We start from the raw sequence: 15001 nt of genomic DNA, 5'->3' as shown, positions 1-15001 counted from the left end.
TCCCTGCCCGGGACTTCGGGCTCTTGTCTGACTCTCAGGTATCCCTCGTCATACCTGAGAGCTACGTGGGAAGACGGCTCCGGAGCGTGACGCGGGCGAGGGGGGCCGATTCATAACTTCGGTTGCAGAGAAGGGCGCTGACCGCTCTTCCGGACACCGAAGGAAGAGCCGATGGCAACGGGGACGAGGGGCGGGGCCGCCACGGCGGGCGCGGGCGGGGCGGCTGGGGCCGGTGGGGCATCGGGGCTGGGTACGGGCGCGGGGGCGGGCGGGGCGGCGGGGGGCGGTCGGCGGACCGGGCGGCTGCGCCGCACGCTGCTGGCCTCCCTCGTCGCCGCGGCCGTCGCGTTCCCGATGTCCGCGGCCGCCTCCCCCAACGTCCCCGCCCCGGCGCCCGCCGCCTTCGCCGACGACGCCGCGCCGCACGACCGGTACGCCGCCAACCGCGCCAACCTCGCCGAGGCGGCCCGGATGGCCGAGGCCGCCGGCCGCACCGGCCGGGCCGCCAAGCTCCGCGCCATGGAGGCGGAGGGTGCGGCACGGTTCCTCGCCTTCGACGGCCGCGGACGGGGCCGGGCCGTCGAGGTGTTCGGCGACCTGGAGACCGCCGACCGGGTCACCGTGCTGGTCCCCGGGTCGGACACGACGCTCGACACCTACCAGAGGTTCCGTGCCGGGGCCGTCTCGCTCCAGCAGCGCCTCCAGGCCGGGCATCCGCGCTCCGCCGTGGTCGCCTGGCTCGGGTACGACACCCCCGGCACGGTCAGCACGACCGTCCTGACCGCCGATCGGGCCGAGGAGGCTGCCGCCGAACTGGGGCCGTTCCTCGACTGGTTGCACGGCATGGCGTGGCCCGGCAGCCGTCTCTCGCTCCTGTGCCACTCCTACGGTTCCGTGGTCTGCGCGCGGACCGCGACCGGCCCCGTCGTCACCGACATGGTCCTGTTCGGCAGTCCGGGCACGGGGGCCGGGTCCGCGCGGGAGCTGCCGACGGCGGCCCGGGTCTGGGCGGGCCGGGGCAGCGGCGACTGGATCGGGAACGTCCCGCACGTCCGGCTCGGCGGAGTCGGTTTCGGTACCGACCCCGTGGACCCGGCCTTCGGGGCGCGGGCCTTCGCGGCCGGCGCCGCCGGGCACAGCGACTACCTCAAGCCGGGCACCGAGTCTCTCGACAGCCTGGCCGCCATCGTCCTCGGCACCACGCCCGCCCCGGAGGCCTCCCGTGCGTAAGCTCCGCGCCCGCTGGACCGGCCTGGCCGAGGCCGTGGACCGTGCCACCCCGCCCGACCGGGACCGCGCCGTGGACGCGCTGCGGGCCTTCGCCATCCTCGGCGTGGTGCTCGGCCACTGGCTGGTCACCGCCCTCACCACCGCCGACGGCGGCCTGAGCAACACCAGCCCGCTGGCCCACATGTCCTGGCTGGCGCCGGTGTCCTGGGTGTTCCAGACCCTGGCCGTGTTCTTCCTCGTCGGCGGGCACGTCGCCGCCCGTGGTTACGCCACGGCGCGGTCCCGCGGGGAGTCGTACCGCACCTGGGTCGGGCAGCGGCTGGGGCGGCTGTTCCGTCCGGTCGCCGCCGTCCTCACGCTGTGGGCGGTCGTGGCGGGCGCCATGCTGATCGGCGGGGTGGAGCCGAACACCGTCCAGACGATGGTCAAGCTGGTCCTCTCCCCCTTGTGGTTCCTCCTCGTCTTCGCCGCGCTGACCGCCGCGACCCCGCTGGTGGCCCGGCTGAGCCCCCTCTGGCCGCTGGCCGTGGTGGCGGGGGTCGACCTGTGGCGCTTCGGGCTCGACGGGCCCGAGTGGGCCGGCTGGATCAACGTGGCCGCCGGCTGGCTCGTCCCCTACACCCTGGGCGCCGCCTGGTCCCGGGGTGCGTTCGCCCGGCGCGGACCGGCCGTCCTCCTGCTCGCCGCGGGCGGCGCCGCGACCGCCGCGCTGATCCTCCGGGGCGGGTACCCGGCCTCCATGGTGGGTGTCCCGGGGGCTGCGATATCGAACCTGAACCCGCCGACGCTCGCCGCCGTCGCGTTCGGACTGGCCCAGTGCGGGCTGGCGTTGCTGGTGCGCGAACCGCTGGCCCGGGCCATGCGGCGGCCCGCGGCCTGGGCGAAGGTGGCCCTGGTGAACCTCTCCGCCATGACGGTCTTCCTCTGGCACCAGACCGCCATGATGGCCGTCACCGCCCTCGGCCTGCTGATCTCGACCGACCTGCCCGGGCTGCACACCGTGCCCGACTCGGGGGACTGGATAGCCGCCCGGCTCCTGTGGCTGCCGGTGTTCGCCGCCGCGCTGACGCTGTGCTGGGCCGCGTTCCGTACATACGAACAGGGCCGGCGCACCGAGTCGAGGACTCCCCCGCCCTCCCCCGTCCGCGGGTCCCGCACGATCACCGGCTCCGGCCCGACCGCCCGGCCCAGGGCCGTGCCCGCCCAGGAGATCACCCATGCCTAGTCTTGAGGACGTGAACGAGCAGAGCAGGCTCCCGGAGCAGGTCCCCGCGAAGCGGAGCGAGATGCTGCGGGCCACCGCACAGGAGCTGCTCATCCTGCGTCGCGATCCCCTTCCCCGGATGTCCCGGCCGCGCTGGCTGGCCCGGCTGCCGCACGTCCTCGTGGCCTACGCCGCGCTCTTCTTCGGCTTCCTCACGGTGGAACAGCTGAGCGACCACTACCACTTGACCGGCCAGGCACCGCCGGTGCTGGCGGTGCTGACGGGTGCGTCCATCACGCTCGCGATGCTCCGCCCGATCGCCGCGTGGTGGCTCGCCCTGATCACGGCGGGCCTCGGCGCGTGGGCGATGTACGACCACGTCGGTCATGGCCAGATGTGGCCGGGGACCATCGGCGGGATCTTCGCCTTCGCCGTGGTGATCCTGTTGGTCGCCCTTCGGGTTCCGCCCCGGGTGACGGTCGCGGTCGTCACCGTCCCCCTCGCCTGCACCGGCCTGGCCGAAGCGCTGTTCAAGCCGGAGCACAGCGGAAGCACCTTCTTCAGCGGCGCCCTCCTGTTCGGCTTCGCCGGACTGCTCGGCTACGCGCTGCGCGCACTGCGGCTGGCCCGCGGCGAGCTGGTCGAACAGGAGACGCTCACCGAGGAGGAGCGCGCCCGGCGCACCCTGCTCGAGGAGCGCAGCCGGATCGCGCGGGAGCTGCACGACGTCGTCGCCCACCACATGTCGGTCATCTCCATCCAGGCCCAGGTCGCGCCGCACCTCGTGGAGAATCCGTCCGAGGAGCTCAAGGAGAACCTGGCGGGCATCCGGGAGAACGCGCTGGAGGCCCTGACGGAGCTTCGCCGGGTGCTGGGGGTGCTGCGTTCCGAGCAGCCGGACGATCCGGTGGCAATGCAGCATCCGCAGCCGACCCTCGCCGAGTTGGAGGGCCTCGTGGACAACGTGCGGGGGGCCGGACTGGATGTCACCACCGAGATCGCCGGCATCCGGCGGCCGCTGACCCCGGGTGTCGAGCTCACCGCCTATCGGATCGTGCAGGAGGCGCTGAGCAACTGCCTGCGCCATGCGTCCGGTTCGCGGGTCGAGGTCGGCATCGCCTACGGGCCCCGCGATCTGCACCTGTGCATCGCCAACACGGCCCCGACCAGGCCGGCGCCGCCCTCGCCCGGTGCGGGGCACGGGCTGCTGGGGATGCGGGAGCGGGCGGGCATGCTGGGGGGCGAGCTCGCCGCCGGCCCGCGCCCCGACGGCGGGTACGAGGTGTCCGCGATCCTGCCCATGGATCCGCAGGACCGGCCGGGCGGCTCCGCATCCGAGACGAAGAGGGACTCATGACCACCCCGATCAAGGTGATGATCGCCGACGACCAGATGATGGTCCGGCAGGGCTTCACCGTGCTCCTCAACGCCCAGCCCGACATCGAGGTCGTCGGTCAGGCCGTGGACGGGGCGGACGCCGTGGCCAAGGTCGGCGAACTGGGGCCGGATGTGGTCCTGATGGACATCCGCATGCCCGGGATGGGCGGCATCGAGGCCACGTCCGTCATCACGGGCGCCGCCGGCTCCACGGTGAAGGTGCTGGTGCTGACCACTTTCGACCTCGACGAGTACGTGTACGAGGCGCTGCGGGCCGGTGCCTCCGGGTTCCTGCTGAAGGACGCGTCGGCCGACCAGCTCGCGGAGGCGGTGCGCGTGGTGGCCGCCGGGGAGGCGCTGCTGTCGCCGAACATCACGAAGCGGCTGATCACCGAGTTCTCCCGGCTGGGGGCGCCGCGCGCGCCGTCGCGGGCGCGGATCGACGAACTGACGGAGCGGGAGACCGAGGTGCTCACGCTCGTCGCCCAGGGCCTGTCGAACGCGGAGATCGCGCAGCACCTGACGGTGGCGGAGCAGACCGTGAAGACGCACGTGGGGCGGATCCTGGTGAAGCTGGGTCTGCGGGACCGCACGCAGGCGGCGGTGTTCGCGTACGAGACGGGACTGGTCCGCCCGACGGGCTACTGACCTGACCCGGGTAGTACTTGAGAGGGACCCCGGGAAATACCCTTCGGCGGCGACGCGGACCAGAGGGGTGCGGACCTACGGTTCCTGTATGAGCGAGACGACCACCGGGGGGACAGCCCGGACACCTGAGTTCCGTATGGCATCGGGGGTGCTTGAGACCCTCCGCCAGGACCTCGTCACCCATGCCTTCGCCTACCGGCCGCTGCCGCTGCTGGAGACGCCCGGGCGGCTCGTGCGACGGCTTCCCAGGGGGATACGCCAGTACTTCCCGTGGACGCAGTACGCGGGAGTGGTGGCGGTGGCCCTCTTCGTCCTGCTGCTCACGTCCTCTTCGCAGTCCGGCTACTTCGGGCAAGCCGGCGAGTTCCTCATGGGGCTGATAGCCGCGGCGCCGGTCCTCATGACGCTGGTGCGGCCGGTCGCCGCGTGGTGGGCGGCCGTCGCGATGACGGTGGTGCTCTCCGCGTTCGGAGGCGGCGAGGACGGGCTGTGGGGTCCGGGCAGCTCCGTCTCGTACGTCGCGGTCATGGTCCTGGTCACGCTGCGGACCGGGCCTCGGGTCGCGGCCTGGATGTGGACGCTGACCATCGCGTTCGGCCTCGTCTCCTCGATGGTGTTCGGGGCCGGGTACGGGACGGACGTGCCGCAGATGGCGGTGGCCTCGGCCTTCGCCCTGGTGATCGCGAGCAGTATCCAGATACGCCGGCACGCCAGGGCCGAGGTGAGCGCCCAGCAGGAGGTCACGGCCGTCGAACGGGACAGGCGGACGCTGCTGGAGGAGCGGACGACGATCGCCCGGGAGCTGCACGACGTGGTGGCCCACCACATGTCGGTGGTGGCGATCCAGGCGGAGGCCGCGCCCTACCGGGTGAAGAACCCGCCGCCGGAGCTGGAGGCGGCGTTCGTCACCATCCGGGAGAACGCGGTGGCGGCGCTGACCGAGCTGCGGCGGGTGCTGGGTGTGGTGCGCTCCGCGGACTACGAGGCCCCGGACGCCCCGCAGCCGACGCTGGCCTCGCTGGACGGGCTGCTGGCCAATGTGCGGGAGGCCGGGCTGAGCGTGGAGAAGACGGTGACGGGTGCGGTGCGGGAGCTGCCGCAGGGCGTGGAGCTGTCGGCGTACCGGATCATCCAGGAGGCCTTGAGCAACACGCTGCGGCACGCGCCGGGCGCGGCGGCGGCGGTCGAGGTGTCGTATGTGCTGGGCGGCCTGGGGATACGCGTGGTCAACGAGGCCGGGACCGGGGATGCGCGGCCCTCGCCGGGGGCCGGGCACGGGATCACCGGGATGCGGGAGCGGGTGGCCATGCTCGAAGGGGAGATGACGGCCGGCGGGACCGCGACGGGCGGGTACGAGGTGGCGGTGTTCATACCGGTGGCCGGTCGTCCGGAGCCGCGGCCGGTGCCGGAGGAGGGGGCGGCGTGACGATCCGGGTGTTGATCGTCGACGACCAGATGATGGTGCGCGAGGGGTTCTCCGTCCTGCTGAACGCCATGGAAGGCATCGAGGTGGTGGGCGAGGCGGTCGACGGGCGGGAGGCCATCGCGCAGGTGGCGGCGCTGCGGCCGGACGTGGTCCTGATGGACATCCGGATGCCGCACATGAACGGGCTGGAGGCGACGCGGGAGATCGTCGCCGCCGACACGGACGCGAAGGTGCTGGTCCTGACGACCTTCGACCTCGACGAGTACGTGTACCAGGCGCTGCGGGCGGGGGCGTCGGGGTTCCTGCTCAAGGATGCGTCGGCCCGTCAGCTGGCGGACGGGGTAAGGGTGGTGGCGGCCGGGGAGGCGCTGCTGGCGCCTTCGGTGACCAAGCGGCTGATCGCGGAATTCTCGAAGCTCTCCGAGACGCCGCGGCTCGCGGATCCGGCGGGGGTGGGCGAGTTGACGGAACGGGAGAAGGAGGTGCTGGTGCTGATCGCGCAGGGCTTGTCGAACGGGGAGATAGCGGGCCGGCTGATCGTCGCGGAGTCCACGATCAAGACGCATGTCAGCCGGATCCTGGTGAAGCTGGGCCTGCGGGACCGCACCCAGGCGGCGGTCTTCGCCTACGAGACCCGGCTGGTGACCCCGGGATAGGGCGGGGTGCTCCGGGCGGGGGAAGGTCAGGGCGTGCGGGTGGTGCGGAAGCGGGAGGCGTAGGCGGAGGGGGTGGTGCCGAGGTGGCGGGCGAAGGCGCGGCGGAGGGATTCGTCGGTGCCGAGGCCGCTGCGGCGGGCGGCGACGGTGACCGGTTCGCCTTGCTCCAGGAGGATGCGGGCGGTCTCCAGGCGCAGGGTTTCCAGGTGGACGGCCGGGGTGGTGCCGGTGTGGGCCTTGAAGAGTCGGGAGAGGTGGCGGGGGCTGAGGCCCGCGCGGCGGGCCAGGGAGGTGAGGCTGTGATCGGCCGCGGGGTCGGCGGCCATGGCGTCGAGGAGGGGGCGCAGCACCGGGTCACGGGTGGGTGAGGTGCGGGAGGCCGCGGAGAACTGCGACTGGCCGCCGGGGCGTTGCAGGAACACCACGAGGTCGCGGGCGACCCGGCGGGCGCTGTCGGGGCCGAGGTCCTGTTCGACGAGGGCCAGGCAGACGTCGATGCCGGCGGTGACCCCGGCAGAGGTGAGGACGGGGCCGTCCTGGACGTAGATGGCGTCGGGGGTGACCGTGGTGCCCGGGTAGGAGCGGGCGAGGTCGGCGGCGTGCTCCCAGTGGGTGGTGGCGCGGCGGCCTTCCAGCAGGCCGGCGGCGGCGAGGGCGAAGGCGCCGGTGCAGACGGCGGCGGTCCGGTCGGCGCGGGCGGCCAGCCGGGCGACGAGGTCGACCAGGCCGGGCCGGGTGCGCAGGGTGGCCAGGTCGGCGGGGCCGGGGACCACCAGCGTGCCGGTGCGGGAGACCGTCTCGGCCGGGAGGTCGGCGTCGACCCGCAGGCCGGTGGAGGTGCGGACGGGAGCGCCGTCGGGGGTGCAGACCTGTACGGCGTAGGGCGCTCCGGCGGTGGTGAAGACCTCCAGCGGGGCGGCCACGTCCAGCAGGCGTACGCCGTCGAAGGCGAGGACGGTGATCGTGTGGGTGCCCATGCCCGCACGGTAGCGGGGAGGGGGCGGGGCGGGACCGGTGTCCTGATGTGTGGGGTGGCTGTCCGCAGGGACATGGCGGGCGGGATGCGGGTGCGGGGAGGCTGGAGGCACGTCGAGAGGAGCACGCGTGAAGGGGAACGGTGTGAGTCACAGCAGCGTGGGAGTGCGGGGGGACAGCGCCGCCGGGGTGGCCGTGCCGGACAGCGGGCTCGCCGCCGAGGCGACCGAGCTGGTGCGGGACACGGCAAGCGAGTTGATCTACCACCACTCGCGGCGGGTGTACTGGTTCGGCAGCCTTCAGGGGCGGCGGCGGGGGCTCGCCTTCGATCCGGAGCTGCTGTACGTCGCGGCGATGTTCCACGATCTGGGGCTCGGGAAGGAGTTCCGGGCGAGCGGGCGGCGGTTCGAGGTCGACGGGGCGTACGAGGCCCGGCGGTTCCTGGAGCGACACGGGATACCGGAGGACGGGGTGCGCCGGGTGTGGACGGCGATCGCCCTGCACACCACCCCCGGGATACCGGAGTTCATGGAGCCCGAGGTGGCGCTGCTGACGGCGGGCGTGGAGTACGACGTGCTGGGCATCGGCTTCGACGACATCGATGCCGCCGCCCGCGCCGAGATCACCGCGCTGCACCCGCGGCCGGACTTCAAGCGGCGGATCCTGGACGCGTTCACCGAGGGCATCGCGCAGAAGCCGGCGACCACCTTCGGCAACGTGAAGGCGGACGTGCTGCGGCACTTCGTCCCCGGTTTCGTCCCCGGGGATTTCGTGGAGGCGATCCAGGGATCCCCCTGGGAGGAGTGATCCGGATCTAGGGTGCGGGCATGGGCTTTGATCCGTGGGATGCCGCGTTCGTCGCCGATCCGTATCCGGCGTACCGGGAGGTGCGGGAGCAGGGGCGGGCCGTGTGGTGTGAGGCCACCGGGCAGTGGCTGGTGGCGCATTACGCCGACGTGAGTGCGCTGTTGCGGGACCGGCGGCTGGGCAGGACCTATCTGCACCGGTTCACGCACGAGGAGTTCGGGCGCGAGGCCCCGCCGCCGGAGCACGAGCCCTTCCACGTGCTCAACGGGAACGGCCTGCTGGACCTGGAGGATCCGGCGCACGCGCGGGTCCGGCGGCTGGTGGCCAAGGCCTTCACACCGCGGACGGTGGAGCAGCTCGTGCCCGCCGTGCGGCGGCTGGCCGGGGAGCTGGTGGGGCGGCTGCTCGCGGACGGGGGCGGGGATCTGCTGACCACGGTTGCCGAGCCCCTTCCGGTGGCGGTGATCGCGGAACTGCTCGGGGTCCCCGAGGCGGACCGGGGGCTGCTGCGGCCCTGGTCGGCGGACATCTGCGGGATGTTCGAGCTCCGGCCGGACGAGGAGACGGCGCGGCGCGCGGTGCGGGCGAGCGTGGAGTTCAGCGCGTACCTGCGCGGTCTGATCGCCGAGCGGCGCACGCGGCCCGGCGAGGATTTGATCTCCGGGCTGATCGCCGCTCACGATGAGGAGGGCCGGCTCAGCGAGCAGGAGATGATCTCCACCTGCGTGCTCCTGCTCAACGCCGGGCACGAGGCCACCGTCAACACGACCGTCAACGGGTGGTGGGCGCTGTTCCGCCATCCCGGGCAGCTCGACCGGCTCCGCGCGCATCCCGAAAAGTTGTCCACAGCTGTGGATGAACTGATGCGCTACGACACACCCCTCCAGATGTTCGAGCGCTGGGTGCTCGACGACATCCGGGTCGGGGACACCGCCATCCCCCGCGGAGCCGAGGTCGCACTGTTGTTCGGCTCCGCGAACCGGGATCCCGCGCGGTTCGACGAGCCCGACGCGCTGGACCTCGTACGGGCCGACAATCCGCATCTGGCCTTCGGGGCCGGGATCCACTACTGCCTGGGGGCGCCGCTGGCGCGGCGGGAGCTGGAGGCCTCCTTCGGGGCCCTGCTGGAAGACGGAGTCCCGCCCATGCGGCTCGTCGAGGAGCCGCAGTGGCGGGACGGGTACGTCATCCGGGGACTGCGGGAGTTGCTCGTGGAGTTCTAGGCGGTCATGTCGCGGCGGCGCAGGGCCGCAAGGCCCGCCCCCGTGCAGGCGACCGCCAGCGCGGTCAGGAGCAGCAGCGGAGTCCAGGCCGGCTCCTGCGCGCCCGGCAGTTTGGGCAGGTGGGCGAAGGGCGAGAGGTCCAGGACCCCCTGCGGGAGGTTCAGCGCCGGGCCGATCCAGCCCAGGGCCAGCGCGGTCCCGGCGACCGCCCAGGCGGCCACCGCGTAGGTGGGGGCCACCCCGTACAGGAGGGCCGCGAGGGCCCCGATCACCCACACCGCCGGGAGCTGCGCGAGGGTGGCGCCCACCGCCGCGCCCACGTCCTCGCCGTGCCCGAGGCCCAGCCCGAGGCCGCCCAGCAGCAGGATCAGTGCCGAGCCGCCGAACGCGACGGCGAGGTGGCCGCCGGCCCAGCGCAGGCGCCCGACGGCGTTCGCGAGCAGCGGTTCGGCGCGCGTGGAGCCCTCCTCGCCGTGCAGCCGCAGCACCGAGGAGACGATGTAGAGCGCGGCGACCAGGCCCAGCAGCCCGGCCATCGCGGCGAGGAAGGCGTCGGTGAGCCCGCTCTGCCCGCCCATCCGCTCGATGATCTGACGGGTCTTCTCGTTGCCGCCGACCACCTCGGCCGCGCCCTCCGCCATCCCGCCGAAGACGACGCCGGCGACCAGGAAGCCCGCGCTCCAGCCGAACACGCTGCCGCGCTGCAGCCGCCAGGCCAGCGCACCCGCCGTGCCCAGGCGTCCCTCGGCCGGGCCCGGCCGGGTCGGCAGGAAGCTCATGCCCAGGTCGCGGCGTCCGGCCAGGACGTACGCGGCGCCCGCCTGCACCACGACGGCCGCGGCGAGCACCGCGAGCACCCACCAGCGCTCCGAGGCGAAGGCCCGTACGTTCTCCACCCAGCCGAGCGGCGAGAGCCAGGTCAGGACCGACCCCCCGCCGGCGGTCCCGGCGTCGCCCGCCGCCCTCAGGACGAAGGCGGCGCCGAGCACGGCGGCCGTGATCCCCTTGGCGGCCCGGGCGCTCTCGGTCAGCTGGGCGGCGATGGCCGCCGTGCTGGCGAAGAGCATCCCGGCGCCGGCCATGGCCAGCCCGAGGGCGAGCGCACCCGCCGCGCCCTGCCCCGCGAGCCCGCCCGCGACGAGCAGCGCGACGCACACGTTGGCCACGAGGGCGGCCAGCAGGGCCGCGGTCATCGGGGCCCGCCGCCCCACCATCGCGGCGGAGAGCAGTTCCTGGCGGCCCGTCTCCTCCTCTTCCCTCGTGTGCCGGATGACGATGACCAGGCTCATCACGGCCGCGAGGACGGCCCCGTAGACGCCGATCCGCCAGGCGGTCAGGGCGCCGAGCGAGTCGCCGAAGACCGGCCCGTACAGGGCGCGCATCGAACCGTTCGCGTTCATCGAGGCGGCGACCTCGGCGCGTTCGGCGGGGCTCCCGTACACGCTCCCCAGGGAGCCGGGCATGCTTACCACCAGCAGGCCGGTGACCAGGACCCAGACCGGCATCATCACGCGGTCGCGGCGCAGGGCGAGCCGGAGCAGCTCACCGGTGCCCGCCAGTTGGTCCTTCATCGCGACGCCTCTTCCGTGTAGTGGCGCAGGAAAAGCTCTTCGAGGGTGGGCGGGTTCGACGTCAGCGACCGCACCCCGGAGGCCGTGAGGGAGCGCAGGACGGCGTCGAGCTTGTCGGTGTCGGCCTGGAGGCGGACCTTCAGCCCCTGCACCTCCACGTCGTGGACGCCCGGCAGGTGCGCGAGGCCGTTCGGCGGGCCGGCGAGCTCGGCGCTGATGGACGTACGGGTGAGGTGGCGCAGGTCGGCGAGGCTGCCGGTCTCCACGGTGCGGCCCTGGCGGATGATGCTGACCCGGTCGCAGAGGGTCTCGACCTCGCTGAGGATGTGCGAGCTGAGCAGGATGGTGCGCCCGGCGGCGCGGGCCTCGGCGACGCACGACTGGAAGACCTCCTCCATCAGCGGGTCCAGGCCGGAGGTGGGCTCGTCGAGGACGATCAGTTCGGCGTCGGAGGCGAAGGCGGCGACGAGGGCGACCTTCTGCCGGTTGCCCTTGGAGTACGTACGCCCCTTCTTGGTGGGGTCGAGTTCGAACCGCTCGATCAGCTCGGCGCGGCGGGCCCGGTCGAGGCCGCCGCGCCTGCCGCGGCCGCCGCGCAGCCGGCCGTAGAGGTCGATGACCTCGCCGCCGGTGAGGTTGCGCCACAGGGTGACGTCGCCGGGGACGTAGGCGATGCGGCGGTGCAGGGACACGGCGTCGGCCCAGGGGTCGCCGCCGAGGAGTTCGGCGGTGCCGGAGTCGGCGCGCAGCAGGCCCAGCAGAACGCGGATGGTGGTGGACTTGCCGGCGCCGTTGGGGCCGAGGAAGCCGTGGACCTCGCCGGTGGCGACCGAGAGGTCGAGTCCGTCCAGTGCGTGCGTGCGGCCGAACGACTTGTGGAGTCCGGCGACGCTGATTGCCTTCGTCATGCTTCCGAACGTACGCTACTTTCACAAATTTGTGAACCTAGGGAATCACGTAAAGTTTGGAAGGTGGCGGACGAGATGGCGGTACCGGTGGTGCGGAACGAGGAAGCGGTCTCCCGCTTCGTGGAGCGGTTCGCCGCGCAGCTGACCGAGGCGGGGATGCAGCGGATGGCCGCGCGGGTCTTCGCGCAGCTACTGGCGAGCGACGGGGGCGCGATGACCTCGGCGGAGCTGGGCGAGGCCCTGCAGATCAGTCCGGCGGCGGTGTCGGGGGCCGTGACGTACCTGAGCCAGGTCAACATGATCAGCCGGGAGCGGGATCCGGGGTCGCGGCGGGACCGTTACGTGCTGCACAACGAGCTCTGGTACGAGACCTTCACCCGGCGGGACCAGGTGCTGACCCGGTGGGAGAAGACGTTGCGGGAGGGGGCCGCGGGGCTGGGGGCCGGCACCCCTGCCGGGGCGCGGGTCGCGGAGACGGCGGCGTTCTTCGAGTTCATGCAGGGCGAGATGCTGGGGCTGATGGACCGCTGGCGGGCCCACCGGGCGACGCTGAACCTCGACTGACGGCTCGCCCCCCCCCTGGCTCCGCCCCGGGCCCCGCCTCGCCCCGGGCTCAGGCGTCGGGCGGGGGTGGCTGGTGGGGCAGGGTCAGGGTCCAGGCGCCCGGGTGGAGGGTCCACGTGCGGCGGCGGACCGGGCCCGCCGTCGCGGCGTCGGCCCGGTAGCGGAAGTCCGCACCCGACACCGTGATCGTCTTTGCGTGGGTCCGGACCGCGTCCCCGTCCGTACGGACCATCACCTCCGCCAGGCCGCCGTCCTCCCGGGTGGTCACCGCCACGTCCTGGACCGGCCGGTCCACGTCCGCCAGCACCTCCCCGTCCGCCTCCACCCGCAGCCGGTGCCCGGCGGCCGCGGCGGGCGCCGGGCGCACCAGGGTCCGCACGAGCGAGCGGTACGCGCTCCACACCGACGGCCCGGCCGGCCGCGGAGGCACCCGTACGGGGCCGATGTGCAGCGCGCCCAGGACCACCCCGTCGCTGTCGTCCACCAGCAGGTCGCACACCCGGACGGACCCGTCCAGGACCGCCCGCGCCGCCGCCACGGCCGACAACGGCACCCCCAGAGACCGCGCCAGCCCCAGGGACCCCACGGGCCCCACCGGCACCAGCGCCAGGGCGGCCTCCGCCAGCCCCCGCTCCCGGTGCAGCAGCCCCACGGCCCGCACCAGCGCCCGGTCGTCGCCCACGATCACCGGCCGCCGATGACCCCGGCGGGCGAGCGCCCGCGCAAATTCCTCCTGCGAATCCGGGAGGCAGATTTTCGCCGCAGCTCCCGCTGACAACACATCCTTCGCAATGCGCACGGACTCGCCGTCAAGACGGCGGGCGACCGGGTCGACGAGCACGAGCAGGCCGCCTACCGGCGCGCCCGCGTGGCTCATGGTGGGCTCTGGAGCCGACACCTCGGTCCTTCCTCGGGTAGCATCTTTGTGCAAGAGGCCCTTGCGCTATTGCGCCAGGGCCTTCGTCTATTCCGGGGTACCGGTCCGACGGCTCAGCCTGCGGTGTACATCGTCGTACGCCCCCTGACCTTGGACATGCCCCATCCGGAAGAGGTGTACGCCTGTGCCCGCTCTTGTGCTGCTCGGAGCTCAGTGGGGTGACGAGGGCAAGGGAAAGGCCACCGACCTGCTCGGTGGATCCGTTGACTATGTAGTGCGCTACCAGGGTGGCAACAACGCCGGCCACACGGTTGTCGTAGGCGACCAGAAGTACGCGCTGCACCTTCTCCCTTCCGGCATCCTCTCCCCCGGATGCACCCCGGTCATCGGCAACGGTGTCGTCGTCGACCCGGCCGTCCTGCTCTCCGAGCTGCGCGGCCTCAACGAGCGTGGGATCGACACCTCCAAGCTGCTCATCAGCGGCAACGCGCACCTGATCACGCCGTACAACGTCACCCTCGACAAGGTCGGCGAGCGCTTCCTCGGCAAGCGCAAGATCGGTACGACCGGCCGCGGCATCGGCCCGACCTACGCGGACAAGATCAACCGCATCGGCATCCGCGTCCAGGACCTCTACGACGAGTCGATCCTCACCCAGAAGGTCGAAGCGGCTCTGGAGGGCAAGAACCAGCTCCTCGCGAAGCTCTACAACCGCCGCGCGATCGACGCCGCCGCGATCGTGGAGGAGATGCTCCAGTACGCGGAGCAGATCAAGCCGTACGTCGCCGACACCACCCTGATCCTCAACAACGCGCTGGACGAGGACAAGGTCGTGCTCTTCGAGGGCGGCCAGGGCACCCTGCTCGACGTCGACCACGGCACGTACCCCTTCGTCACCTCCTCGAACCCGACCGCGGGCGGCGCCTGCACCGGTACGGGTGTCGGCCCGACGAAGATCAGCCGCGTCATCGGCATCCTGAAGGCCTACACCACCCGTGTCGGCGCCGGCCCGTTCCCGACGGAGCTGTTCGACCAGGACGGCGAGGACCTGCGCCGCATCGGTGGCGAGCGCGGTGTGACCACCGGCCGTGACCGCCGCTGCGGCTGGTTCGACGCGCCGATCGCGCGCTACGCCACCCGCGTGAACGGCCTCACGGACTTCTTCCTCACCAAGCTGGACGTGCTGACCGGCTGGGAGCAGATCCCGGTCTGCGTCGCGTACGAGATCGACGGCAAGCGCGTCGAGGAGCTCCCGTACTCGCAGTCGGACTTCCACCACGCGAAGCCGATCTACGAATACCTCCCCGGCTGGTCCGAGGACATCACCAAGGCCAAGACCTTCGAGGACCTCCCGGCGAACGCCCAGGCGTACGTCAAGGCCCTGGAGGAGATGTCGGGCGCCCCGATCTCCGCGATCGGCGTCGGCCCGGGTCGCACCGAGACGATCGAGATCAACTCGTTCCTGTAGGACGACACGTCCGGCCAGCCGGAAGGGGGCGGGGTGCGCAGTGCGCACCCCGCCCCCGTCCCTGTGC

General features: G+C 72.8%; 14 protein-coding genes. 10 read left to right on the top strand and 4 right to left on the bottom strand.

What is annotated here, in order from left to right; all coding sequences use genetic code 11:
* Positions 1 to 171: 171 nt before the first annotated feature.
* From ACFTXQ_RS09145 to ACFTXQ_RS09120, 6 genes are all read left to right on the top strand, one after another.
* Positions 172 to 1230 (top strand): alpha/beta hydrolase, encoded by a 1059-nt coding sequence (locus ACFTXQ_RS09145; protein ID WP_382637446.1) that lies wholly within the window; start codon positions 172 to 174, stop codon positions 1228 to 1230.
* The gene (locus ACFTXQ_RS09140; protein WP_382637443.1) at positions 1223 to 2455 is read left to right on the top strand and encodes an acyltransferase; all 1233 of its coding nucleotides are present in this window, start codon (positions 1223 to 1225) and stop codon (positions 2453 to 2455) included. The genes ACFTXQ_RS09145 and ACFTXQ_RS09140 overlap by 8 nt, the downstream gene beginning before the upstream one ends.
* Positions 2448 to 3791, top strand: a complete 1344-nt coding sequence (locus ACFTXQ_RS09135; RefSeq protein ID WP_382637441.1) for a sensor histidine kinase — start codon at positions 2448 to 2450, stop codon at positions 3789 to 3791. The genes ACFTXQ_RS09140 and ACFTXQ_RS09135 overlap by 8 nt, the downstream gene beginning before the upstream one ends.
* Positions 3788 to 4459 carry a response regulator gene (locus ACFTXQ_RS09130; protein ID WP_382637438.1) on the top strand — a complete coding sequence of 224 codons (672 nt, stop codon included), beginning with the start codon at positions 3788 to 3790 and terminating at the stop codon, positions 4457 to 4459. The genes ACFTXQ_RS09135 and ACFTXQ_RS09130 overlap by 4 nt, the downstream gene beginning before the upstream one ends.
* Before the next feature lie 88 nt (positions 4460 to 4547).
* Entirely contained in the window at positions 4548 to 5885 is a 1338-nt protein-coding gene (locus tag ACFTXQ_RS09125; RefSeq protein WP_382637435.1) for a sensor histidine kinase, read from the top strand.
* A complete protein-coding gene (locus ACFTXQ_RS09120) occupies positions 5882 to 6541 on the top strand; it encodes a response regulator (protein ID WP_382637431.1) in 660 nt (219 codons plus the stop codon). The genes ACFTXQ_RS09125 and ACFTXQ_RS09120 overlap by 4 nt, the downstream gene beginning before the upstream one ends.
* Positions 6542 to 6567: 26 nt before the next feature.
* On the opposite strand, the gene ACFTXQ_RS09115 is transcribed toward ACFTXQ_RS09120, so the two are convergent.
* Complete coding sequence (locus ACFTXQ_RS09115) at positions 6568 to 7518, bottom strand: GlxA family transcriptional regulator (protein ID WP_382637428.1); 951 nt, start codon at positions 7516 to 7518, stop codon at positions 6568 to 6570.
* Between the two features lie 157 nt (positions 7519 to 7675).
* Between ACFTXQ_RS09115 and ACFTXQ_RS09110 the strand changes: the two genes are divergently transcribed.
* Entirely contained in the window at positions 7676 to 8323 is a 648-nt protein-coding gene (locus ACFTXQ_RS09110) for an HD domain-containing protein (RefSeq protein ID WP_382637940.1), read from the top strand.
* A 20-nt stretch (positions 8324 to 8343) separates the two neighbouring features.
* The gene (locus tag ACFTXQ_RS09105) at positions 8344 to 9546 is read left to right on the top strand and encodes a cytochrome P450 (protein WP_382637425.1); all 1203 of its coding nucleotides are present in this window, start codon (positions 8344 to 8346) and stop codon (positions 9544 to 9546) included.
* On the opposite strand, the gene ACFTXQ_RS09100 is transcribed toward ACFTXQ_RS09105, so the two are convergent.
* Both ACFTXQ_RS09100 and ACFTXQ_RS09095 read right to left on the bottom strand, forming a co-directional pair.
* On the bottom strand, positions 9543 to 11117 hold the full coding sequence (locus tag ACFTXQ_RS09100) for an ABC transporter permease (RefSeq protein WP_382637422.1): 1575 nt from the start codon (positions 11115 to 11117) through the stop codon (positions 9543 to 9545). The genes ACFTXQ_RS09105 and ACFTXQ_RS09100 overlap by 4 nt on opposite strands.
* Positions 11114 to 12025 carry an ATP-binding cassette domain-containing protein gene (locus ACFTXQ_RS09095; RefSeq protein ID WP_382637419.1) on the bottom strand — a complete coding sequence of 304 codons (912 nt, stop codon included), beginning with the start codon at positions 12023 to 12025 and terminating at the stop codon, positions 11114 to 11116. Before ACFTXQ_RS09095 ends, ACFTXQ_RS09100 begins: the two co-directional genes overlap by 4 nt.
* Positions 12026 to 12100: 75 nt before the next feature.
* Between ACFTXQ_RS09095 and ACFTXQ_RS09090 the strand changes: the two genes are divergently transcribed.
* On the top strand, positions 12101 to 12589 hold the full coding sequence (locus tag ACFTXQ_RS09090; protein ID WP_382637937.1) for a GbsR/MarR family transcriptional regulator: 489 nt from the start codon (positions 12101 to 12103) through the stop codon (positions 12587 to 12589).
* 49 nt (positions 12590 to 12638) lie between these two features.
* On the opposite strand, the gene ACFTXQ_RS09085 is transcribed toward ACFTXQ_RS09090, so the two are convergent.
* Positions 12639 to 13466, bottom strand: a complete 828-nt coding sequence (locus ACFTXQ_RS09085; protein ID WP_382637934.1) for a diacylglycerol kinase — start codon at positions 13464 to 13466, stop codon at positions 12639 to 12641.
* Between the two features lie 184 nt (positions 13467 to 13650).
* Here ACFTXQ_RS09085 and ACFTXQ_RS09080 point away from each other — a divergent pair, with 184 nt between their 5' ends.
* Complete coding sequence (locus tag ACFTXQ_RS09080) at positions 13651 to 14934, top strand: adenylosuccinate synthase (protein WP_362588411.1); 1284 nt, start codon at positions 13651 to 13653, stop codon at positions 14932 to 14934.
* Positions 14935 to 15001: the final 67 nt, after the last annotated feature.

It is taken from the genome of Streptomyces sp. NPDC057010 (assembly GCF_042673805.1).
In the GTDB taxonomy this organism is placed as follows: domain Bacteria; phylum Actinomycetota; class Actinomycetes; order Streptomycetales; family Streptomycetaceae; genus Streptomyces.
The sequence above is the reverse complement of the archived record's forward strand: the minus strand, read 5'-3'. Positions and strand labels throughout refer to the sequence as shown.